Here is a 20,823-nt window from a genome sequence, read left to right as displayed (position 1 = left end):
CGCATTGCAAGAAAGAGAGCCATGCATCAACCTGTCGCCCTATTTATTGGCCTGCGCTATATGCGTGGGCGCGCCTCGGACCGCTTCGGGCGGTTTGTGTCCTGGCTATCCACCATCGGTATTACGCTGGGGGTGATGGCGCTGGTCACCGTACTGTCGGTGATGAACGGCTTTGAGCGCGATCTGGAGCAGAGCATTTTAAACCTGATGCCGCAGGCGGTGGTGACCACCCCGCAGGGGCAGCTGGACCCCGCCCGCTATCCGGCGTCGCTGCTGCAGGGGCTGCCCGGCGTACACCGGGTGGCACCGCTGACCACCGGCGATGTGGTGCTGCAGAGTCCGCACAGCGTGGGTGTCGGCGTGATGATCGGCGTCAATCCCGCCGAGGCCGATCCCTTGGATCGCTATCTGAACGGCGTTAGCCAAAGCGCGCTGCAGCCGGGCCAGTACCGCGCTATCCTCGGTAGCCAGCTGGCCGCCGAGCTCGGTGTCAAGGCCGGCGATCGGGTGCGCCTGATGGTGCCGAGCGCCAGCCAGTTTACCCCGATGGGGCGGATTCCCAGCCAGCGCATCTTTACCGTGATCGGCACCTTTAACGCCGACAGCGAGGTGGATCAGACGCAGCTGCTGGTGAACCAGCAGGATGCCTCGCGGCTGATGCGTTACCCGCTGGGTCACATCAGCGGCTGGCGTCTGTTTATGGATCGTCCGCTGGATATCGAGGCGCTGGTGGCGCACGCGCTGCCCGACGGATTGGTATGGCAGGACTGGCGCGCCCGCAAGGGTGAGCTGTTCCAGGCGGTGAAGATGGAGAAAAACATGATGGGGCTGCTGCTCAGCCTGATCATCGCCGTGGCCGCCTTCAATATCATTACGTCGCTGGGGCTGCTGGTGATGGAGAAGCAGGGCGAGGTGGCCATTCTGCAGACCCAGGGGCTGACCCGACGTCAGATCATGAGCGTCTTTATGGTGCAGGGCGCCAGCGCCGGGATCATCGGCTCGCTGCTGGGGGCCCTGCTGGGGGCCCTGTTGGCCAGCCAGCTGAATACGCTGCTGCCGGGGCTGGGCGATATGCTCGGCGGCGGCACGCTGCCGGTCGATATTCACGGTGGTCAGGTGGTGACCATCGCGCTGGTGGCCATGCTGCTCTCCCTGCTGTCAACGATTTATCCTTCATGGCGCGCCGCCGCCGTTCATCCTGCCGAGGCACTACGTTATGAGTAACCCTTCATCCCGGACCCCCGCACTGCTGCAGTGCAAGGGGCTGAGCAAAAGCTACCAGGAGGGCAAACTGAGCACCGACGTTCTGCGTCAGGTCTCGTTTGATATCCATCCGGGAGAAATGATGGCGATCGTCGGTAGCTCCGGCTCCGGCAAGAGTACCCTGCTGCACCTGCTGGGAGGGCTGGATACCCCGACCAGCGGCGAGGTGATCTTCAAGGGGAATTCGCTGAACGCCATGTCGGCGTCGGCCAAGGCGGCGCTGCGTAACCGTGAGCTGGGATTCATTTATCAGTTTCACCACCTGCTGCCGGACTTTAATGCGCTGGAGAACGTCATGATGCCGCTGCTGATCGGCGGCATGAAGCCTAAGCAGGCGCAGCCGCAGGCGCTGGCGATGCTCAAGGCCGTCGGGCTGGCGCACCGCGCCCACCATCGGCCATCGGAGCTGTCGGGCGGTGAGCGGCAGCGCGTCGCCATTGCGCGGGCGCTGGTGCATAACCCATCGCTGGTGCTGGCCGATGAGCCGACCGGTAATCTGGATATGCGCACCGCCGATACCATCTTCGATCTGCTGGGCGAGCTGAACGTACGTCAGGGGACGGCCTTTTTGGTGGTGACGCACGATCTGGCCCTGGCGAGCCGTCTGCGCCGCCAGCTGGAGATGCGTGACGGTCAGCTGACCCAGGAGCTGACGCTGATGGAGACTCGCTGATGGATCTGGCGCTCGCGTTACACATCGCGCGCCGCTTCAGCCGCGGGCGGCGTCGGGGCGGCATGGTATCGCTGATCTCGGTGATTTCCACGGTCGGTATTGCGCTCGGGGTGGCGGTGCTGATCGTCGGCCTCAGCGCGATGAACGGGTTTGAGCGCGAGCTGGATCAGCGCATCCTGTCGGTGGTACCGCACGGCGAGATCTACCCGGTGGAGCAGCCCTTTAACGACTGGCAGTCGGTGCTGGCGCGCGTCGATCGGGTGAAGGACGTGGTCGGCGCTGCGCCCTACGTCAATTTTACCGGACTGATGGAGCACGGCAGTCAGCTGCGTGCGGTACAGGTGCGCGGGGTCGATCCCGCCCAAGAGAGCCGGGTTAGCTCCCTGCCGCGCTATGTTCTGGATAACGCCTGGGCGGACTTTCGCGCCGGTGGACAGCAGGTGATCCTGGGTAAGGGGGTCGCCGATGCGCTGGGCGTCCGGCGCGGAGACTGGGTGACGGTGATGGTGCCCAACAGCGATCCGCAGATGAAGCTGCTGCAGCCCAAGCGCATTCGACTGCAGGTGGGGGGGATTCTGCAGCTGAGCGGAATGCTGGACCATACCCTGGCGCTGGTCCCCTTGGCCGATGCCCAGCAGTATCAGGATCTGGGCGACAGCGTGACCGGGATAGCCATCAGGGTCGCCGATCCGTTCCAGGCCGACAAGGTGGTGCGCGCGGCGGGGGAGGTGACTAACGACTATGTCTACATCCGCAGTTGGAAGGGCACCTACGGCTATATGTTCCGCGATATTCAGATGATCCGCGTCATCATGTATCTGGCCATGGTGCTGGTGATCGGCGTCGCCTGTTTCAATATCGTCTCGACCCTGGTGATGGCGGTGAAGGACAAGAGCGGCGATATCGCCGTGCTGCGTACGCTGGGCGCCCGGGATGGGCTGATCCGCGCCATCTTTATCTGGTATGGACTGCTGTCCGGGCTGGTGGGCAGCCTGTGCGGGGTGGCTATCGGCGTCGCGGCGTCGCTGAAGCTGACGCTGATTGGCCGCCTGATCGAGCGCCTGCTGGGACATCGCCTGCTCTCGGGCGATATCTATCCCATCGACTTCCTGCCCAGTCAGCTGCAGTGGAGCGACGTGTTGGCGGTGCTGCTGACGGCCATCGTGCTGAGTCTGCTGGCCAGCTGGTATCCGGCGCGGCGCGCCAGCCGCATCGACCCTGCGCGGGTGCTGAGCGGCGGTCAGTGACGGGGGGGCCGATGTACTACGGTTTCGATCTCGGCGGCAGTAAGCTGGCGCTGGGGGTGTATGATGAGCGCCTGAGCCAGGTCGGCTACCGGCGCGTGGCGACGCCGCGCGAGGATTACGCCGCGCTGCTGACGGCGCTGGAGTCGCTGATCCACGAGGCCGATCGCCGCTACGGCACATGCGGCTGCGTCGGGATCGGTATCCCCGGCCTGCAGCGCCCGGACGGCACCCTGTTTTGCGCCAATGTGCCGGCGGCGATGGGGCGTCCGCTGGCCCAGGATCTGGCGGCGCGCGTTGGCCGCGAGGTGCGGGTAGAGAACGATGCCAACTGTTTTACCCTGTCCGAGGCGTGGGACAGCGCGGCGCAGGCCTACCCCAGCGTGCTGGGGATCATTCTGGGCACCGGCGTCGGCGGCGGTCTGGCGATCGACGGGCGGGTATACCGCGGCGCTAACGGCGTCGCCGGCGAGTTTGGCCATTTGCGCCTGCCGCTGGATGCGCTCGATTTGCTGGGCGCGGATACGCCGCGTCTGGCCTGCGGCTGCGGTCAGCGCGGTTGTATGGAGAACTACATCTCGGGGCGCGGATTTGCCTGGCTGTACCATCATCTCTATGGCGAGGCGCTGACGGCGCCGCAGATCGTGGCCCGCTATCGGGAAGGCGATGCGCGGGCGCAGGCCCACGTCGCGCGCTTCGCCGATCTGCTGGCCATCTGTCTGGCCAATCTGTTCACCGTCCTCGATCCCCATCTGGTCGTGATCGGCGGCGGGCTGTCTAACTTTAGCGAGCTGTTTGCCCTGCTGGAAACGCGGATTGCGCGTTACCTGCTGCGCGTCGCCCGGGTGCCGCCGATCATTGCGGCCCGCTATGGGGACGACGGTGGCACGCGCGGCGCCGCTTTTTTACATCTGAGCGACACCCGCTGCATGGCCCGCACGGCGGCCTGCGCGGATAAGGAGTCATCATAATGAAAACGCGTCATCGTATTTGTCGCATCAGGAAAAACAAACGGCTACGCCACCAGCGTCTGCGCTCTCTGGTCTATTATCAGGATATCGTCTGGGGGCACGCCGCGGAGGCCGATAGGGGGGAGACCATGAAGTTACCTTTCATCGTGGTACTGACGGGGGCCGGCGTATCGGCGGAGTCCGGGATCCGGACCTTCCGCGCGGCGGATGGCCTGTGGGAAGAGCACCGGGTGGAGGACGTGGCCACGCCGGAGGGCTATCAGCGCGATCCCGCGCTGGTGCAGGCGTTCTATAACGATCGCCGCCGCCAGCTGCAGCAGCCGGCGATCCAGCCCAACGCGGCGCACCTGGCGCTGGCGCGTCTGGAGCAGGCGCTGGGCGACCGTTTTTTGCTGGTCACCCAGAATATCGATAACCTGCACGAGCGCGCCGGGAGCCAGCGGGTGATCCACATGCACGGCGAGCTGCTCAAGGTGCGCTGCACCCAGTCCGGTCAGGTGTTCCGCTGGGGCGGCGATCTGAGCGTGGACGACCGCTGCCACTGCTGCCAGATCCCGGCACCGCTGCGCCCGCACGTCGTGTGGTTCGGTGAGATGCCGATCGGGATGGATGAGATCTACCAGGCGCTGCAGCAGGCCGATGAGTTTATCGCCATCGGCACTTCGGGCCATGTCTATCCCGCCGCAGGGTTTGTCCATGAGGCGCGTCTGTGCGGCGCCCATACGGTGGAGCTGAATCTGGAGCCGAGCCAGGTGGAGAGCGAGTTCGATGAGCGACACTACGGGCCGGCCAGTCAGGTGGTGCCGCAGTATCTGCAGCAGCTGCTGATCCGCTGCGGCTTTCCCTCCAACGGGCAGTAATGCCCGCGCCCGCCGCGGTGCGGTGGCGTCAAGGGCGGCTGACGGCCGCCCCGTTTACGGCGCGACTTGTGCGCGCGTTCAGTCCTGGAAGAACCAGTAGCCGCTGTTGATAAGCCCGGTCAGGGCGGTCAGGAAGGCGGGATCGTCCAGCGCACAGCCCAGCGCGGCGGCGTTCAGGCAGGTATGACGCGCCAGCGTATCGAGCGCGACGGCGTTCTCGCAGTCGAGGGGCTCCCCGTTGATATAGCAGCGCTCCGCGATACGCAGCACCCGAATTCCCCCCAGACGCTCCAGCACCTCACCGGCCTGCAGCAGCTCATACACCTCGCCAGCCTGGTAGGGCGGCTCCGGCGGCGCGATGTCCAGTTCGTGGCGAGACTGGCTGATGAACTCGCCGAACCAGCGCTGGAAGCTGTCGCCGTCGTTGAGCTGGGCCACCATCATGGCGCGCAGGGCCTCCAGCTCCTGCGGCAGGATCTCCGCCGGATTGTCGCGCAGCGCCAGCTGCGGATCGGCATAGTGGTTGCCGCCGAGATCGTGGGCCAGCATGTGATCGGCAAAGCCGCTGATCAGCTCGCGGGCATTGGGCGCCCGGAACCCCACCGAGTAGTTCAGGGCGTTCTCCAGCGCATAGCCCTCATGGGGGAAGTGGGGCGGGATATACAGGATATCGCCCGGGGACAGCTCGACGTCGATGATGGCGTCAAAGGGATCGACCTGCAGCAGATCCGGGTGCGGGCAGTGCTGGCGGCGCTGTCCTTTCTCGCCGACGCGCCAGCGTCGCCGCCCGCTGCCCTGGATGATAAAGACATCATACTGGTCGATATGGGGGCCGACGCCGCCGCCGGGGACCGAAAAGGAGATCATCAGATCGTCGAGGCGCCAGTCCGGCAGGCGCCGAAACGGCCGCATCAGCGCCGCCGCCGGCGTGTGCCAGTGGTCGACGGCCTGCACCAGCAGCGACCAGTTGGTCTCGCCCAGGTGATCGTAGCTGGTAAACGGGCCGTGGGACACCTGCCACTGCGCGTCGTCGCGGCAGACCAGGCGGCTATCCACCTCTTGCTCCATCGCCAGTCCGGCCAGCTCATCCGGTGAGAGCGGATCGATGAAGTTCTTGAAACCGTGCCGGATAACCAGCGGGCGTTTTTGCCAATAGTTTTGCAGAAAGTCCTGCCAGTCGAGATCGAGCTGATAATCCATGGTGAGTGTCCTGTGATGGTGGTGGGCACAGCGGTCGCAGGTGCTCCGCCGCGCGAGGACATCGGGGTCACAGCGCGCGGCGGGGTACAGCCTAGTATAACGGATGATGCGGGGCGATCCGCCGGGCTAAGGGGAATATTGTGCGGCCGGTGGCCGATTTAATCGCAATCCGGCTGCTGCTGGCCAAAGCGTACGCAGATGCGTGCGCCGCCCAGCGGGCTGTCGCCGACGGTGATGCTGCCGTCGTACTGATTGACCAGCTCGTCCACCAGGGCCAACCCCAGCCCCTGGCCGGGGCGCAGAGTGTCGGCGCGCTGACCGCGGGCGAACACCAGCTCGCGTTTGTCGCGCGGAATGCCGGGGCCGTCGTCGTCGACCCACAGCATCAGGCCGTCGCCGTGCAGGCAGGCGCTGACCTCCACAAACTCCAGGCAGTATTTGCAGGCGTTATCCAGCAGGTTCCCCATCACCTCCATCAGATCGTTTTTTTCACCGATAAAGGTGAGCTCCGGCGGGATATCCAGCGAAATGTCCACCCCCTTGCGCTGGTAAACCTTGTTCAACGCCGAGGTCAGGGCGTCGAGGATCGCCGATACCGAGTGTACCTCGCGGTTGAGCACGCTGTGCTCCGAATGGGCGCTGGCGCGGTGCAGGTAGTAGCCGATCTGCTGGGAGATACGGCTGATCTGCTCCAGCATGATCGGCTCGGCCTGTTCGACGCTCAGCGTTTTGCCGTTGCGCAGGGAGCGCAGGGTGCTTTGCAGCACCGCCAGCGGGGTCTTCAGACTGTGGGTCAGATCGGCGAGGGTGGTGCGGTAGCGGGTATAGCGCTGGCGCTCGTTGCTCAGCAGAATATTAAGGTTGCGCACCAGCCCGCGCAGCTCATGGGGCGGATTTTCGCTGAGGCTATCGCGCTGCCCCTTCTCCAGCTCGCGCACCTGGGTGGCCAGGGCCTTGATCGGCTGCAGGCTCCAGTAGGCGGCGAGCCACAGCAGGGGGATCACCAGCAGCACGTTGGCGATCAGCACATAGCTGAACCAGCCCCAGACCATGTCGGAGTTTTGCAGCTCTTGGGGGATGGTATCGACCACCACGATGGTCAGCGCCGGCAGGTGCGCGGTGGCGGTATATTGGCTGACGGCGACGGAGTGGGTCATGGCGTCGGCGCTGTCGTCGTCGTAGTCCTTCAGCTGATCCTGCATCTGCGGGTTGTCGCCGAGCACCGTGCTACTGAAATGCTTGTTGCTGTCGATCTCATAGAAGCCCGGCTTCTCCAGCCAGCTGCGCGCAATGCGCTTTTCCAGCGCCGGCACCTGGCGCTGAGACCAGAGCAGGCGCCCTTCGCGGTCGTAAATCATCACTAGCGTCGGGGTATTCAGCGCCATGTTGGGCGGCGGGGTGATGGTCAGGCGTCCATCTTGCCAGTGGGCCAGGCTAAAAAACAGATTACTCTCGCCGCGCAGCAGGCGATAGGTGGTCTTGTCAAAGCTGACGGCGTAGCCCACCACCGCCACCAGGCCATAGGCCAGCGAGAGCAGAAACACCATCGCGGCGGTGGCCAGCATAAAGCGGGTGCGCAGCGAGAAGGGGCGGGCTTTCCATGCCCGCCAGCGCTGTAGCATCATGCCGGCACGTCGAAGCGGTAGCCCTGACCGCGCACGGTGGTGATGACGTCGCCCGGGTACTCATTCTGCAGCTTTTTGCGCAGGCGTCCCATCAGTACGTCGATGGTATGGCTTTCGCGCAGCTCGGCGTCGGGATAGAGCTGCAGCATCAGGGCATCTTTGCTGACCACTTTGCCGCTGTTGCGGATCAGGGTCTCTATGATGGTGTACTCGAAAGCGGTGAGCTTGATCAGCGTTTCGTTGACCCGCAGCTCGCGGCGAGAGAGATCCGCCTGGAAAGGGGGCATGCTGATGATCTGTGAGGCCAGGCCGCTGTTGCGGCGCATCAGCGCCTGCATGCGCGCCAGCACCTCTTCTAAATGGAAGGGTTTGGTGACATAGTCATCGGCGCCCGCCTCCAGCACCGCCACCTTTTCCTGCCAGCTCTCCCGGGCGGTGAGCACCAGAATGGGCAGGGTGATCTGCTCGCTGCGCCAGCGGCGGATCATGCTCATGCCGTCTTCTCCCGGCAGGCCGAGGTCGACGATCGCGATATCAGGGCTCTGTTCGCGGACAAAAAAGTCCGCCTCTTTGGCGTTTTCCGCGGCATCGACCTGGTGGCCCAGCTCGCGCATCTGTACCGACAGGTGATGGCGCAGCAGATTGTTGTCTTCGACGACTAAGATACGCATGTATAGGTTCTTTCACTCCCGAATCGGGTTACCGGCCGTTCGCCGGATCCACTGTTTCACCCTAGCGGAAAGTCTGTGTAGCGTCCATGCATAATGATGCCGAGAACGACTCTCCCTAGGCCGCGGTGGGGCGCCGTAGCGGAGCCTCCGTCGGCTAACCATAAACACCGTAGCGTCAACGGTAGGTAAACTGACGGAGAGGCTGGGGTGATCGTGGGCACTTGTATGACGGAATAATGTGATCGAGGGCGAAGGTCGACGGGGGCGCTGTCGTAGACTGTCTCTTGTGGTATTATTAAGGTACTATGTGGCGCCGCGGCAGCGTCGCCGTCGGACAGAGAGAGAGGAAGGTATGACATTATCCACCGCACAGGCAACCGCACAAACCACGGGCGAAGCCGAGATCGAGCAGCGCATTCTCGGCGCGCTGTACGGGCAGATGCTGGGCGATGCGCTGGGGATGCCGTCGGAGCTGTGGCCGCGTGAGCGCGTGCGCCGTCACTTTGGCTGGATAGACCGCTTTCTGGACGGGCCGCAGGAGAACTGCGCCGCCTGCTATTTTAGCGCCGGGCAGTATACCGATGATACCGCGATGGCGCTAGCGCTGGCCGATGCGCTGCTGGAGGCGGAGGGCGAGGTCGTCCCTGAGCTGATCGCGCGCAATATCATGGCCTGGGCGCAGGGGTTTGACGCCTTTGAGCGCAATATTCTTGGCCCCAGCTCTCGCCGCGCGCTGAGTGCGCAGCAGGAGGGGGTGGCCATCGCCGATCTGGAGAACAACGGGGTGACCAACGGCGCCGCCATGCGGGTCTCCCCGCTGGGCTGTCTGCTGCCGTCGGCACCGCTGCCGGCGTTTGTCGAGCAGGTATGGCTGGCCTCCAGCCCCACCCACAAGTCGGATATCGCGGTCGCCGGCGCCGCGGTGATCGCCTGGGCGGTCTCCCGCGCCATCGACGGGGCCGACTGGGCGACCATCCGCCTGGCGCTGCCGGGCGTTGCCGACTATGCCCAGCGCTATCGCCCGTCGACCTTCAGCCCCTCGCTGGCGGCGCGGATCGAGCTGGCGCTGTCGCTGACGGCGGCGACGACGGGCTATGAGCAGGGCAGCGAGCGGGTGTATCAGCTGATCGGCGCCGGGGTTGACACCGTTGAGTCGGTGCCGGCGGCGATCGCCATGGTCGATCTGGCCGGCGGGTGCCCCAATCGCTGCGCCGAGCTGTGTGCCAACCTGGGCGGCGATACCGACACCATCGGGGCGATGGCGACGGCGATCTGCGGGGCGCTCTCCGGGGTTCAGGGGATCCGCGCTGACTGGCTGGCGACGCTGCGCCAGGTGAATCCGCGCGATATGGGTCACTACGGCGCCGAGCTGCTGCGTCTGCGTCAGCGGCGCTGCGCGGGCTGATCCGCGCCGTCGCCGCCAAGGCCGGGCCGTCGCGACGACGGGCCGCGCCGCTTACTCTTCCGCCGTATATTCGTACATGTCCCCGCGACAGTAGTTAATGCTGTACTCCAGGGGACGCTGGGCGCGATCGCTAAGCACCTGACGGATCACCAGCATGGCGGTCGGTGCGCCGATCCCCAGCTTCTGCTGCAGCGAGGGGTCGGCCAGACAGGCGCCGATTTGGCTGGAGAGGCGGCCGAACTGGATCTGACGCGCGCGCAGGTAGTCATACAGCGACTCGCCGATCGCCTGACAGTCATCGATAGCCTCGCGAATCACGTAGGAGATGGCGACGGAGAGCGCCTGGCCGTCCACGGTGCGAATGCGCTCCAGACGGTAGACCGGGGTATCGATCGCGATGTCCAGCTTGTCGGCGATGGTCGCCGAGGCGGGCACCAGCTCACGCGATAGCCAGCGGGTGCCGGGCTGGCGCCCCTGCATAGCGACCTCGCCGGAGAAGCCCTTGATGTTGGCCAGCGAGTAGGCCAGCGAGGACATTGGCACCTGCTTGATCTGGGTACCAAAGCCGCGTCCGCGACCAATGATGTCATCCTGCTCAAGGCAGGCCAGCGCCTTGCGTACCGTAATGCGTGAAATTTTCAGGGCATCGGTAAAGGCGCGCTCGCTGGGCAGAAAGTCGCCCGGCTGCAGCATGCCGTGGGCGATGGCCTGGCGGATGGATTCGTTAAAGCGCAGATAGATCGGCATTGAGCCGCTTTGCGCGAGATCGTCACGCAGCTTTTGTAACAGTGGGGTCGGGTCGGCACTCATAGCGTTCAGGGTCCGGAGATGGTCTCAATGATAAGCAATATTGTAGGATATCAGTGTAGTCGCTGACGGGGCGCGGCAGAAGCAAAAAGTCGGCGCAGTGTGACCGCGGGCGCGTGGAGGAGTACGGCGACGCCACCCGCGTAGACGGGTGGCGTAATTTCATGCAGTTCAGCGTGTTACTTTAATTTATCGACCAGCGCGGCGGCCGCACCGGTATACGCGGCCGGGGTCATGGCCTTCAGGCGCGCCTTCTCCTCTTCCGGCAGCGCCAGACCGTCGATAAAGCGCTGCATCCCGGCGGCGTCGACCCGTTTGCCGCGGGTCAGCTCCTTGAGCTTCTCATAGGGCTTTTCGATACCGTAGCGGCGCATCACCGTCTGCACCGGCTCGGCCAGCAGCTCCCAGTTGTGATCCAGTTCGTCCAGCAGATGATCCTGGTTGACCTCCAGCTTGCTCAGCCCCTTGAGGGTCGAGGCGTAGGCGATCAGGGCGTAGCCGAGGCCGACCCCCAGGTTGCGCAGGACGGTGGAGTCGGTCAGATCGCGCTGCCAGCGCGATACCGGCAGCTTGGACGCCAGGTGTCCCAGCAGGGCGTTGGAGAGGCCCAGATTGCCTTCGGAGTTTTCGAAGTCGATCGGATTGACCTTGTGCGGCATGGTCGAGGAGCCGATTTCGCCAGCGATGGTTCTCTGCTTGAAGTGGTTGAGCGCGATATAGCCCCATACGTCGCGGTCAAAGTCGAGCAGAATGGTGTTAAAGCGGGCGACGCAGTCAAACAGCTCGGCGATATAGTCGTGCGGCTCGATCTGGGTGGTGTAGGGGTTCCACTGGATCCCCAGCGAGGTGACAAAGCTTTCGCTGAAGGCGTGCCAGTCGATCTGCGGGTAGGCGGCCAGATGGGCGTTATAGTTGCCGACGGCGCCGTTGATTTTGCCCAGGATCTCAACCTGCGTCAGCTGACGGAACTGACGCTCCAGGCGGTAGGCGACGTTGGCGAACTCTTTGCCGACGGTCGAGGGAGTGGCCGGCTGACCATGGGTGCGCGCCATCAGCGGAATATCGCGGTAGCGCTGCGCCAGATCGCGCAGGGTATCGATCAGCTGGCGCCAGACCGGCTTAAGCACCTCTTCACGCGCGCTGTTCAGCATCAGGGCATGGGAGAGGTTGTTGATATCCTCGGAGGTGCAGGCGAAGTGGATAAACTCGGAGACCGCGTGCAGCGCGGGCTGGTCAGCCACTTTTTCTTTCAGGAAGTACTCGACCGCCTTCACGTCGTGATTGGTGGTACGCTCGATGGTTTTGATGCGGCGGGCATCCTCTTCGCTGAATTGGTCGACGATCCGGTCAAGGAAAGCGTTTGCGTCCGCGTCAAAAGCGGGAACTTCGCCGATTTCTGCGCAGGCGGCCAGTTTTTGCAGCCAACGCACTTCTACCTGGACGCGAAACTTCAGCAGGCCGAACTCACTAAAGATCGGCCGCAGGGCACTGACTTTGTCGCCGTAGCGGCCGTCGATCGGGGATACGGCGGTCAGGGAGGATAATTCCATCGGTAGCAACTCCTGGGATTGGGAAAGGTTAACTGTGGGTCAATAAATTCTGCGCCATCTGGAACAGGCGGTTACGAGAGAACATCAGCTGCAGTCGGCTGCCGCCGACCTGTTGCCACAGGATCCCGGCGCGGATCCCCGCCAGCAGCGCGGCGCGCACCCGCGCCTGCACCAGGGCATTTTGCAGCACGGCGGGAGAGCCGGTGACCTGAATACGCGGCCCCAGCGGGCTGATCACATCCACATAGATGGCGGCCAGCGCGCTGACGATGGTGTCGGACTCCAGATCGAAGTGCGCCAGCTGGCGATCGAGCTCGCCGATACGCTCTGAGAGGGTGCGCAGGGCCTGCGGGTTGCCGAACAGCTTACGCTCCAGCAGCATCAGGCTAAGGCAGTAGCGGGTCAGCTCTGCGCCCGGTCCCTGGCGGTTGGCGTTCAGTACGTTGAGCAGGGTCTCCAGACCCGGCTTCAGCACGCGCTCATGGTCGCCGAAGACGGCCAGGGTGTTCGGCGGATCGGTTTGAAGAATACTGTTCAGCGAGGTACGCAGCGCGGCATTGTCGCATTGCCCTTCATGGGCCAGCTGCTGAACCAGACGCGCTGACTGACAGATGCCGGCCAGCGCCAGAGTGATGTCATAGTAATTCTTCGCCACGTGGACTCCTGTTTGCGGGCAGCGAAACACCGGCGCCGCGGCGTCGGTGTCAGATTCTGACGCACGATCATGCCATAAACGCGGCGTTAAACCTAGCGGCACGGGCGATTGGCGCGGGTAACTGGCGCACATCTGCGCAAACGATGGCGCCCGCGCGGTGCGTCAGGCGCACTCAACGCGGTTTTTACCGCGGCGCTTGGCGCGGTACAGGGCGCCGTCGGCCCGCGCGATGGCCTGCTGCAGGCTGTCGCGACCGTCGAAATAGCTGAGGCCGAAGGAGGCGGTCACCCGGATTTGCTGGTTATGGCAAAGGTAGATGGGGGTACTGCAGATGGCCTGGCGAATTTGCTCGCAGCGCGCGTTGGCCCGCTCGAGCGTCTTCCCGGGAAACAGGATGACAAACTCCTCTCCGCCGAAGCGGGCCATGTAGTCCCGGGGCTGCAGGGTCTGCGAGGCGATGGCGGCGACGGCGGTCAAGACCCGGTCGCCGCACAGATGGCCGTAGCGATCGTTGATCTGCTTAAAGTTATCGATATCGATCATGGCGATGCAGCAGGCGCTGCGGCTGTGCTCCAGGCGCAGGATCTGCTGCTGGAGCCCCTGGCGATTATTGGTCTGGGTCAGCTGGTCGCGCAGGGCCGACTCGCTCAGGGTGAAATAGGCGCTGATGCTGCGCTGCTTGAGGGCCAGGGTCTGGTAGCAGACCAGCAGGCAGAAGTAGGAGATGGTCTGATGCAGCAGTACGTCCAGCAGATAGATGCGCTGGGTCACATAGGGGATCACGATCAGCAGGCGGAACAGCGTTACCAGCGAAATGCACAGGATAAAGGTGCGCAGGGTATTGCGCCGCCACACGCGTGCCAGCAGCACCGGCGCCAGCATCATCCCGATAAACAGGTTGTCGAGGACAAAGCCACCGGTGGTGACGAAGTTGAGCAGCCAGGCCGTCAGGCCAGCGCACCAGCCGCCGAAGAAGGTCACCAGCAGCATCGGAACGATTTCAAAGGTGTAGTGGATCTGCGCGGTAAAGTACATCTTGCTGCCGGTCAGATACCAGGAGAGCAGGCCGGCGACGATCCCCCACAGAATACGGCCAGAGAGCGGCGATGCGGGCCCCAGGGCCCCCTGTTTACTCAGCGCGAAATAGCTCACGGAGAGCGTGGCGTAGGTAACGCAGGCGTTGATGTACAGAACGTCGAGGGATTGCAGCGGGCTCATCAGGACTACGGGCGCAAAATTAAGATTTTTCTTAGTCTAGCACAGGGAGGCGGGCAGCCGAAAAGCACGGGCGGAATCGTTGCCGGGGGAATGTAAAGCCAGCCAGACACCGGGAAAGACCCGCGCACCGAGGGGGCGCGCGGGAAGCGCTGGTGCGATCAGTCGACCAGGCGGGTTTCGATGATCCCGCCGCCCAGGCAGACCTCATCCTGGTAGAACACCGCAGACTGCCCCGGCGTGACGGCGGCGACGGGTTGGTCAAAGCGCACCGCGATGCGGTCGTCGGAGAGCGGGGTGACCAGGCAGGGAATGTCGGCCTGACGGTAGCGGGTTTTCACCGTGCAGCGCAGCGGCGCGCCGAGGGGACGACGATCGACCCAGTGCAGCTGCTGGGCGATCAGGCCGTTGGAGAACAGGCGCGGGTGGTCATGGCCCTGGGCGACCACCAGAACATTGTTGTCCAGATCTTTGTCCACCACGTACCACGGCTCTTCGCTGCCCTCTTTGGTGCCGCCGATGCCGAGCCCTTTGCGCTGTCCCAGGGTGTGGTACATCAGCCCCTGATGCTCGCCGATCGTCTCACCGTCCACGGTGACGATCTTACCCGGCTGCGCCGGCAGATAGCGGCCCAGAAACTCGCGGAACTTCCGTTCGCCGATAAAGCAGATGCCGGTAGAGTCCTTTTTCTTGGCGGTGGCCAGATCCAGCTGGGCGGCGATGCGCCGCACCTCGGGCTTCTCCAGCTCGCCTACCGGGAACAGGCTCTGCGCAACCTGCTGGTGGCTGAGGGTGTACAGGAAGTAGCTCTGATCTTTATTGGCATCGACGCCGCGCAGCAGTTGGGTGGTGCCGTTGATGTCGCGGCGGCGCACATAGTGGCCGGTGGCAATGTAGTCAGCGCCCAGATCTTCGGCGGCGAACTCCAGAAACGCCTTAAACTTGATCTCTTTGTTGCACAGAATATCCGGATTGGGCGTGCGCCCGGCGCGGTACTCCTGCAGGAACAGCTCGAAGACATTGTCCCAGTATTCGGCGGCGAAGTTGACGGTATGCAGCTCGATGCCCAGCCTATCGCAGACGGCCTGGGCATCGGCTAAATCGGTCGCCGCTGAACAGTATTCGTCGCTATCGTCCTCTTCCCAGTTCTTCATGAACAGGCCAGCAACCTGATATCCCTGTTGTTGTAATAGGTAGGCGGATACGGAGGAATCGACGCCGCCGGACATTCCGACGATCACTTTTTTCTGGCTGTTATCTGACATGAGACTCTCGCAGTCTGAGTGGAACATAAACGAAGCCGCATTTTATCACGTTGCCTACGTGCGCGCACCGCCTCTCCGGTGCCCCGTTCGCCTCAGGGCTGGGTGGGGTAGGCGCACAGCAGGGCCAGCGGGTAGCGTGCGCCCCGCTGGTAACAGCGCAGGCTTTCCGCCACCAGAGGGGAGCGCAGCTGCGTGGCGCGAAGGATTTGCGCCGCGTCTAGCCACAGGCAGCGGTCGATGTCGTCATCATGGGGGACAGCGTCGACCATGCGCGGCAGATCGATGGCGAAGGTAAAACGCAGAAACGGCGTGGCGTCCGGCGCCACCCACTGAAAGATCTGCAGCAGATGCTGCGGATCGGCGCGGAGGCCGCTCTCCTCCCAGAGTTCGCGGGACGCCGCCTGCAGCAGGGTCTCCCCGGCCTCCAGGTGCCCGGCGGGCTGGTTCCAGCGCGGCTGGCCGTCAATGGTCTCTTCAACGATTAAAAAACGCCCTTCGGCCTGAACTACGCAGGCCACGGTCACATGGGGTTTGAGCACGGTGATGCCTCCGTCGCGGCGCTGAGGCCAGAGGCCGTCAGGGCCAGTCGATCAGGCGCCATTCCCCCGGCGCCAGATCCTGCAGGGTAAGAGAACCCATACTATAGCGGATCAGGCGCAGCGTAGGATAACCGATATGGGCCGTCATGCGGCGAACCTGGCGGTTACGCCCCTCATACAGGGTGATTTTAAGCCAGCTGGTCGGGATATTTTTACGTTCGCGGATCGGCGGATTGCGCGGCCAGAGCCACTCCGGCTGTGCGACGCGCTCGGCCAGGGCGGGCAGGGTCGGGCCATCTTTCAGCGTCAGCCCTTGGCAAAAGCGCCGGAGATCCGCCTCGTCAGGCTCGCCCTCGACCTGCACATAGTAGACTTTGCCGGTGCGCTTGCCGGGCTGGGTCAGCTGCGCCTGCAGCCGACCATCGTTGGTCAGCACCAGCAGCCCCTCGCTGTCGCGATCCAGCCGCCCCGCGGCGTAAATCCCCTGCAGCGAGATATAGTCTTTCAGGGTGGCGCGCCCCTGCTCATCGGTAAACTGCGGCAGGACGTCGAAGGGCTTATTAAAAATCACCACCTGACGCGGCGCCGCGGGACGCTTGGCTATACTGGGACGGCGGGAGAATGACGCCGGACGCCGAGCGCGGGAAATGGGGGCTGTTTTTGACATTTCTGTGGCCATATAGGATGTTAGCAAGGAGCTGTCCGCGCAGGATTGTGCGGCGGCGCACGGATTATACCTAAAAATGGATTCCGATTGGCGTCTGTCTTTAATTTCAGTAATATTGACATAAGTTTTACAGTGATTTAACAAAATAGCAGAGAAAGATAAGGTGTAATTTTTATTAAATCAACCGGTTGGCGTCTGTTAACGCAGGCGAGGCCTGAGAGTTACGCGGAGGGATAGGTTAATGGAAAGTAAAGTCGTTATTCCGGTCAACGGGCAGAAGATTAGCGCCGATGCGCAGGGAAAGCTGAGTGTCCCGGCGACGCCGATTATTCCCTTCATCGAAGGCGATGGTATCGGGGTCGATGTAACGCCGGCGATGATCAAGGTGGTGGATGCCGCCGTCGCCAAGGCGTACCGCGGTGAGCGCCGCATCGCCTGGATGGAGATCTACACCGGAGAGAAGGCGACCCAGGTCTATGGCCCGGATGTCTGGCTGCCCGATGAGACGCTGGATCTGATCCGCGAATACCGCGTAGCGATTAAGGGCCCCCTGACGACGCCGGTCGGCGGCGGGATCCGCTCTCTCAACGTGGCGCTGCGCCAGCGGCTGGATCTGTATATCTGCCTGCGTCCGGTGCGCTATTACCAAGGGACGCCCAGCCCGGTCAAACAGCCGGAGCTGACGGACATGGTGATCTTCCGTGAAAACGCCGAGGATATTTACGCCGGCATCGAGTGGAAAGCCGACAGCCCCGAGGCCAAAAAAGTCATCGATTTCCTGCGCAAAGAGATGGGCGTCAATAAGATCCGCTTCCCTGAGCACTGCGGCATCGGGGTGAAGCCGTGCTCCGAGCAGGGGACCCAGCGCCTGGTGCGCGCGGCGATCGAGTACGCTATCGCCAACGATCGCGACTCGGTGACCCTGGTGCACAAGGGCAACATCATGAAGTTTACCGAAGGGGCCTTTAAAGATTGGGGATACCAGCTGGCGCGCGAGGAGTTTGGCGGCGAGCCCATCGACGGCGGCCCGTGGCTGGCGGTGAAGAATCCACACAGTGGGAAAACCATCGTGATCAAGGATGTGATCGCCGATGCCTTCCTGCAGCAGATCCTGCTGCGTCCGGCGGAGTATGACGTGATCGCCTGCATGAACCTGAACGGCGACTATATCTCCGACGCTCTGGCGGCGCAGGTCGGTGGCATCGGCATTGCGCCGGGCGCCAACATTGGCGACGCGTGCGCGCTGTTTGAGGCGACCCACGGCACCGCGCCGAAGTACGCGGGTCAGGATAAGGTGAACCCCGGTTCGATCATCCTGTCTGCCGAAATGATGCTGCGTCACATGGGCTGGACGGAAGCGGCGGACCTGATTGTTAAAGGTATGGAAGGGGCGATCGCCAATAAGACCGTGACCTATGACTTCGAACGTCTGATGGATGGCGCTAAGCTGCTGAAATGTTCAGAGTTTGGTGATGCGATCATCGACAACATGTGATGTTCTGAGTGGTTAGAAAATCAACGGAGGTGTAATAACCTCCGTTTGGTTTTGTCGTATGCGAATGGACATCAAAAAATGACCGACGCTCCCTTCATTACACCGCGACACCGAGTTTGTCGCCCGTTTTTCTCCGCCTATCATCATCGGTATCTCACCGGCTAATTGGATGATTTATGGCTCGACAATTGCCGGGTATACCGCATATAGATAATACGTTTTGCCTGGTATCGTCTGCTGACATCCGCGCATCGCTCCATACTTTTGGGTCGATGGCCCCTTCGTCACGGTAAACGACTTCCCATCAGGCACGGCGTGCTGAATATCGTTTTTGGCTAAACGATCAATCAATCTAAACGTTATGCTTATCTCCACACATTAGCGCCTCGCGCTGATTACGGATAATCAACACGATTGACATATCGGGGAATTTATATAGAGAAGAGAATACTGTCTTTGACAACCTTACGCCACGCTGCGCATTACGCCGGTTCTCCGACGTTACCGCTTCGCTGGTAACATTTTAGTAGGGTTAATCCCGCTGGGATACGCTGATATTTATTGATCGTTTTATTCACTTTGAAATGAATGCCCCGTTTTCGGGGCGTTCTGTTATGAATGACTCCCCAGCCGGCCAAGGCGGCCTCTCTATGGCGTGGTTCGCTCTGCGTTCTCAAAACGCTCGGGGCAGACTGTGGTTTGTCACGAGAGGCAGGGTAAGGCGCCAGCCTACGTCCGAAGGTTAAATCCTCATGCTGCCGTAGAAGCGCGGCGGCTCGTAGCGCGGGGAGTTGATGCGCCAGTGGCCACCAATGGATACAGAGACGAGTGGCTTTCGGTTAAACAATAATACGCTTTATCATCCCTGGTAATGACGGCGCCTCCTATACTTAACGGGCATATTGATAGCCACGATGGGGAATGGAATGAAACAGGAGCTCAGTCAGCAACCGGTGCCCGACCGCGCGGAGCCGAATGCGTTTTTTCCCTCGGCGTTTTCGCTGAATCAATTTACCCGTTCCACCTCCGATCTGAGCGGCGCGGACTATGCGCAGCGCTACGACGGCGGTAAAAAAATCTTAGTTATTGCGACGGATGAGCGCTATCTCGCGATGGCGAACGGTACGCTTTTCTCCACCGGGAACCATCCGGTAGAGACGCTGCTGCCGATGTATCATCTGCACCAGGCGGGCTTTGCGTTTGATATTGCGACGCCCTCGGGCCTGATGGTGAAGTTTGAGCATTGGGCCATGCCCTGTGAAGATGCGGCGATTCAGGGGCTGTACCAGCATTATCTACCGCAGTTTCGTCGCCCGCGTCGTCTGCGAGAGGTCCTGTCGGCGCTGACGGCGGGAGAGCAGGACTATGCCGGCGTATTTATTCCCGGCGGTCACGGCGCGCTGATCGGCCTGCCCTTTGACGCCGACGTGGCGGAGACGATCCGCTGGACCATGCGCGAAGATCGCTATCTGATCGCCATTTGTCATGGTCCGGCGGCGTTTCTCTCTCTGGCGCTGGGGGAGAACCCGCTGCGGGGCTATGCCCTGTGCGCCTTTCCCGACAGCGCCGATCGACAAACGCCGGCGATCGGCTATATGCCGGGCGAGCTGCCGTGGTTTTTCGGGGAGCGGCTACAGGCGATGGGAATGACCTTGGTCAATACGGCGATTTCGGGGCAGGTGCACCAGGATCGCAAGCTGCTGAGCGGAGACAGCCCGTTTGCCGCCAACGCGCTGGGGCAGCTGGCCGCGCGGACGCTGCTGGCGCAGTACGGCGCCTGAGGCGCTGCGGCGCGTTTTCTGTGAGTGGGGATGCTTAACGTCCCCACAGCAGGATCAGCAGCGCGGCGGCGATCCCCCAGGCGACGACGGCGCTCAGCAGCGCCAGGGAGAGGCGAAGGTGGGGAACCAGCAGGTACAGCGAGAGCAGGTAGACAAGATAGGGAATGATGGCCCAGATGCCGAACAGGATCGTCCGACGCAGGGCATCGACGCTGTGTTCACGGCCGACGATATAGTGCGCGATCAGCGCGAAGGTGGGGAACATGGGCACCAGCCCAGCCAGGTAGTAGCTTTTACTGCGCGAGAGCAGGGCGATTAGCAATACCGCCAGCGCGCCAATCAGCGCTTTGAGGGTGAGTCCCATGGCGCGGCACTCCTTTGCGGATGGGCTGCGGAGGAGACCCCCGACGCGGATGCGCCGTTGACAACGGCACCCGCCGCGCCGGGGAGAACCGGTTACTGGCGGTAGACGTGCTTGATCTGCGCCATGGTTTTCTTAAAGGCGTCGGATTGGTCCTGATCCTCGATGCGGGCGGCGTATTTTTCCATGTTGATGATCACTTTACCGGCGTCGGCCTGGCCCATCGCCTTGAGCATCTCGGTCAGGGTCGCTTTCAGGCAGGTGACCTCGTGCGTTAAGGCTTCAATGGTCGCTTCGGTAGAAAAATCAACGTTACTCATAGGTTACCTTTCGTTCAGATAATATACCGCTCGCCTGTGGCACACGGCTGTTCATAGGGGGTCGATAGCAATTGCGCAGGGCAAAATCGATAGCGGAGTATATCACAAAACCCAGTTTATTGCGCTGTAACGTTACGGGGATTGATCCGATTATAGCGCCGTTTATTTTTTACTTTATATACACAGAAAAATGTCGTTTTTGTATACACTAAGGCGATAGGCACGCCATTTATCTGCGGTGGGATTAAGTCATTTT

20 protein-coding genes are annotated in these 20,823 nt (G+C 62.4%); 8 read left to right on the top strand and 12 right to left on the bottom strand.

All coding sequences use genetic code 11. The annotated features are described in order from the left end of the window. The first annotated feature begins 21 nt into the window (after positions 1-21). From lolC to cobB, 5 genes are read left to right on the top strand one after another with little or no spacing between them, the layout of a single operon-like run. Entirely contained in the window at positions 22-1,224 is a 1,203-nt protein-coding gene (gene lolC, locus BRD58_RS10865) for a lipoprotein-releasing ABC transporter permease subunit LolC (RefSeq protein ID WP_034167957.1), read from the top strand. Then, positions 1,217-1,936, top strand: coding sequence for a lipoprotein-releasing ABC transporter ATP-binding protein LolD (lolD, locus tag BRD58_RS10860; protein ID WP_015461757.1), 720 nt, complete (start codon positions 1,217-1,219; stop codon positions 1,934-1,936). Before lolC ends, lolD begins: the two co-directional genes overlap by 8 nt. Further along, on the top strand, positions 1,936-3,183 hold the full coding sequence (lolE, locus tag BRD58_RS10855) for a lipoprotein-releasing ABC transporter permease subunit LolE (RefSeq protein WP_015461756.1): 1,248 nt from the start codon (positions 1,936-1,938) through the stop codon (positions 3,181-3,183). The genes lolD and lolE overlap by 1 nt, the downstream gene beginning before the upstream one ends. A gap of 11 nt (positions 3,184-3,194) precedes the next feature. Continuing rightward, positions 3,195-4,151 (top strand): N-acetylglucosamine kinase, encoded by a 957-nt coding sequence (gene nagK, locus BRD58_RS10850; RefSeq protein WP_015461755.1) that lies wholly within the window; start codon positions 3,195-3,197, stop codon positions 4,149-4,151. Next, positions 4,151-5,011 (top strand): Sir2 family NAD+-dependent deacetylase, encoded by an 861-nt coding sequence (cobB, locus tag BRD58_RS10845; protein WP_012848897.1) that lies wholly within the window; start codon positions 4,151-4,153, stop codon positions 5,009-5,011. Before nagK ends, cobB begins: the two co-directional genes overlap by 1 nt. A 78-nt stretch (positions 5,012-5,089) precedes the next feature. Here cobB and BRD58_RS10840 read toward each other — a convergent pair whose 3' ends face one another. The 3 genes from BRD58_RS10840 to phoP form a co-directional block, all read right to left on the bottom strand. After that, a complete protein-coding gene (locus BRD58_RS10840; protein ID WP_012848896.1) occupies positions 5,090-6,211 on the bottom strand; it encodes a ribosomal protein uL16 3-hydroxylase in 1,122 nt (373 codons plus the stop codon). Positions 6,212-6,369: 158 nt separating this feature from the next. Beyond that, the gene (phoQ, locus tag BRD58_RS10835) at positions 6,370-7,836 is read right to left on the bottom strand and encodes a two-component system sensor histidine kinase PhoQ (RefSeq protein ID WP_012848895.1); all 1,467 of its coding nucleotides are present in this window, start codon (positions 7,834-7,836) and stop codon (positions 6,370-6,372) included. Next, positions 7,833-8,507: a two-component system response regulator PhoP gene (gene phoP, locus BRD58_RS10830; RefSeq protein WP_012848894.1), complete on the bottom strand. Its 675-nt coding sequence runs from the start codon at positions 8,505-8,507 to the stop codon at positions 7,833-7,835. Before phoP ends, phoQ begins: the two co-directional genes overlap by 4 nt. 352 nt (positions 8,508-8,859) lie before the next feature. Here phoP and BRD58_RS10825 point away from each other — a divergent pair, with 352 nt between their 5' ends. Next, positions 8,860-9,912: an ADP-ribosylglycohydrolase family protein gene (locus BRD58_RS10825; protein WP_015461753.1), complete on the top strand. Its 1,053-nt coding sequence runs from the start codon at positions 8,860-8,862 to the stop codon at positions 9,910-9,912. Between the two features lie 51 nt (positions 9,913-9,963). Here the strand turns inward: BRD58_RS10825 and BRD58_RS10820 are convergent, their stop codons facing one another. The 7 genes from BRD58_RS10820 to rluE form a co-directional block, all read right to left on the bottom strand. Next, positions 9,964-10,722: a GntR family transcriptional regulator gene (locus tag BRD58_RS10820; RefSeq protein WP_073382901.1), complete on the bottom strand. Its 759-nt coding sequence runs from the start codon at positions 10,720-10,722 to the stop codon at positions 9,964-9,966. A gap of 176 nt (positions 10,723-10,898) precedes the next feature. Next, entirely contained in the window at positions 10,899-12,269 is a 1,371-nt protein-coding gene (gene purB / locus BRD58_RS10815) for an adenylosuccinate lyase (protein ID WP_012848891.1), read from the bottom strand. 28 nt (positions 12,270-12,297) lie between these two features. Beyond that, positions 12,298-12,924 (bottom strand): high frequency lysogenization protein HflD, encoded by a 627-nt coding sequence (hflD, locus tag BRD58_RS10810; protein ID WP_073382896.1) that lies wholly within the window; start codon positions 12,922-12,924, stop codon positions 12,298-12,300. 162 nt (positions 12,925-13,086) lie between these two features. Then, the gene (locus BRD58_RS10805; protein WP_012848889.1) at positions 13,087-14,142 is read right to left on the bottom strand and encodes a GGDEF domain-containing protein; all 1,056 of its coding nucleotides are present in this window, start codon (positions 14,140-14,142) and stop codon (positions 13,087-13,089) included. Positions 14,143-14,300: 158 nt separating this feature from the next. Then, positions 14,301-15,404: a tRNA 2-thiouridine(34) synthase MnmA gene (mnmA, locus tag BRD58_RS10800; RefSeq protein ID WP_012848888.1), complete on the bottom strand. Its 1,104-nt coding sequence runs from the start codon at positions 15,402-15,404 to the stop codon at positions 14,301-14,303. Between the two features lie 92 nt (positions 15,405-15,496). After that, positions 15,497-15,943 carry an NUDIX domain-containing protein gene (locus BRD58_RS10795; RefSeq protein WP_073382893.1) on the bottom strand — a complete coding sequence of 149 codons (447 nt, stop codon included), beginning with the start codon at positions 15,941-15,943 and terminating at the stop codon, positions 15,497-15,499. A 37-nt stretch (positions 15,944-15,980) separates the two neighbouring features. Continuing rightward, a complete protein-coding gene (rluE, locus tag BRD58_RS10790; RefSeq protein ID WP_370686058.1) occupies positions 15,981-16,610 on the bottom strand; it encodes a 23S rRNA pseudouridine(2457) synthase RluE in 630 nt (209 codons plus the stop codon). Positions 16,611-16,851: 241 nt separating this feature from the next. Here rluE and icd point away from each other — a divergent pair, with 241 nt between their 5' ends. Then, positions 16,852-18,105, top strand: coding sequence for an NADP-dependent isocitrate dehydrogenase (gene icd / locus BRD58_RS10785; protein ID WP_012848885.1), 1,254 nt, complete (start codon positions 16,852-16,854; stop codon positions 18,103-18,105). Positions 18,106-19,031: 926 nt separating this feature from the next. Next, a complete protein-coding gene (gene hchA / locus BRD58_RS10780; protein WP_015461697.1) occupies positions 19,032-19,886 on the top strand; it encodes a glyoxalase III HchA in 855 nt (284 codons plus the stop codon). Positions 19,887-19,920: 34 nt separating this feature from the next. On the opposite strand, the gene BRD58_RS10775 is transcribed toward hchA, so the two are convergent. Both BRD58_RS10775 and BRD58_RS10770 read right to left on the bottom strand, forming a co-directional pair. Next, the gene (locus BRD58_RS10775; RefSeq protein ID WP_012848882.1) at positions 19,921-20,250 is read right to left on the bottom strand and encodes a GlpM family protein; all 330 of its coding nucleotides are present in this window, start codon (positions 20,248-20,250) and stop codon (positions 19,921-19,923) included. 92 nt (positions 20,251-20,342) lie between these two features. Then, positions 20,343-20,567: a DUF2594 family protein gene (locus BRD58_RS10770; RefSeq protein ID WP_012848881.1), complete on the bottom strand. Its 225-nt coding sequence runs from the start codon at positions 20,565-20,567 to the stop codon at positions 20,343-20,345. Positions 20,568-20,823 lie beyond the last annotated feature (256 nt).

This window comes from Edwardsiella piscicida, from assembly GCF_001896205.1.
Taxonomy (GTDB): Bacteria; Pseudomonadota; Gammaproteobacteria; order Enterobacterales; family Enterobacteriaceae; genus Edwardsiella; species Edwardsiella piscicida.
This window is presented reverse-complemented; position numbering and strand designations above follow the sequence as displayed.

What these genes read in the sequence shown, in the direction of transcription:
- phoQ (WP_012848895.1), bottom strand. Translation starts at nt 7,836, where the DNA reads ATGATGCTACAGCGCTGGCGGGCATGGAAAGCCCGCCCCTTCTCGCTG.
- BRD58_RS10820 (WP_073382901.1), bottom strand. Translation starts at nt 10,722, where the DNA reads ATGAGTGCCGACCCGACCCCACTGTTACAAAAGCTGCGTGACGATCTC.
- icd (WP_012848885.1), top strand. Translation starts at nt 16,852, where the DNA reads ATGGAAAGTAAAGTCGTTATTCCGGTCAACGGGCAGAAGATTAGCGCC.
- hchA (WP_015461697.1), top strand. Translation starts at nt 19,032, where the DNA reads ATGAAACAGGAGCTCAGTCAGCAACCGGTGCCCGACCGCGCGGAGCCG.
- cobB (WP_012848897.1), top strand. Translation starts at nt 4,151, where the DNA reads ATGAAAACGCGTCATCGTATTTGTCGCATCAGGAAAAACAAACGGCTA.
- nagK (WP_015461755.1), top strand. Translation starts at nt 3,195, where the DNA reads ATGTACTACGGTTTCGATCTCGGCGGCAGTAAGCTGGCGCTGGGGGTG.
- lolE (WP_015461756.1), top strand. Translation starts at nt 1,936, where the DNA reads ATGGATCTGGCGCTCGCGTTACACATCGCGCGCCGCTTCAGCCGCGGG.
- BRD58_RS10770 (WP_012848881.1), bottom strand. Translation starts at nt 20,567, where the DNA reads ATGAGTAACGTTGATTTTTCTACCGAAGCGACCATTGAAGCCTTAACG.
- lolC (WP_034167957.1), top strand. Translation starts at nt 22, where the DNA reads ATGCATCAACCTGTCGCCCTATTTATTGGCCTGCGCTATATGCGTGGG.
- BRD58_RS10840 (WP_012848896.1), bottom strand. Translation starts at nt 6,211, where the DNA reads ATGGATTATCAGCTCGATCTCGACTGGCAGGACTTTCTGCAAAACTAT.
- purB (WP_012848891.1), bottom strand. Translation starts at nt 12,269, where the DNA reads ATGGAATTATCCTCCCTGACCGCCGTATCCCCGATCGACGGCCGCTAC.
- phoP (WP_012848894.1), bottom strand. Translation starts at nt 8,507, where the DNA reads ATGCGTATCTTAGTCGTCGAAGACAACAATCTGCTGCGCCATCACCTG.
- rluE (WP_370686058.1), bottom strand. Translation starts at nt 16,610, where the DNA reads ATGTCAAAAACAGCCCCCATTTCCCGCGCTCGGCGTCCGGCGTCATTC.
- BRD58_RS10825 (WP_015461753.1), top strand. Translation starts at nt 8,860, where the DNA reads ATGACATTATCCACCGCACAGGCAACCGCACAAACCACGGGCGAAGCC.
- BRD58_RS10775 (WP_012848882.1), bottom strand. Translation starts at nt 20,250, where the DNA reads ATGGGACTCACCCTCAAAGCGCTGATTGGCGCGCTGGCGGTATTGCTA.
- mnmA (WP_012848888.1), bottom strand. Translation starts at nt 15,404, where the DNA reads ATGTCAGATAACAGCCAGAAAAAAGTGATCGTCGGAATGTCCGGCGGC.
- lolD (WP_015461757.1), top strand. Translation starts at nt 1,217, where the DNA reads ATGAGTAACCCTTCATCCCGGACCCCCGCACTGCTGCAGTGCAAGGGG.
- BRD58_RS10805 (WP_012848889.1), bottom strand. Translation starts at nt 14,142, where the DNA reads ATGAGCCCGCTGCAATCCCTCGACGTTCTGTACATCAACGCCTGCGTT.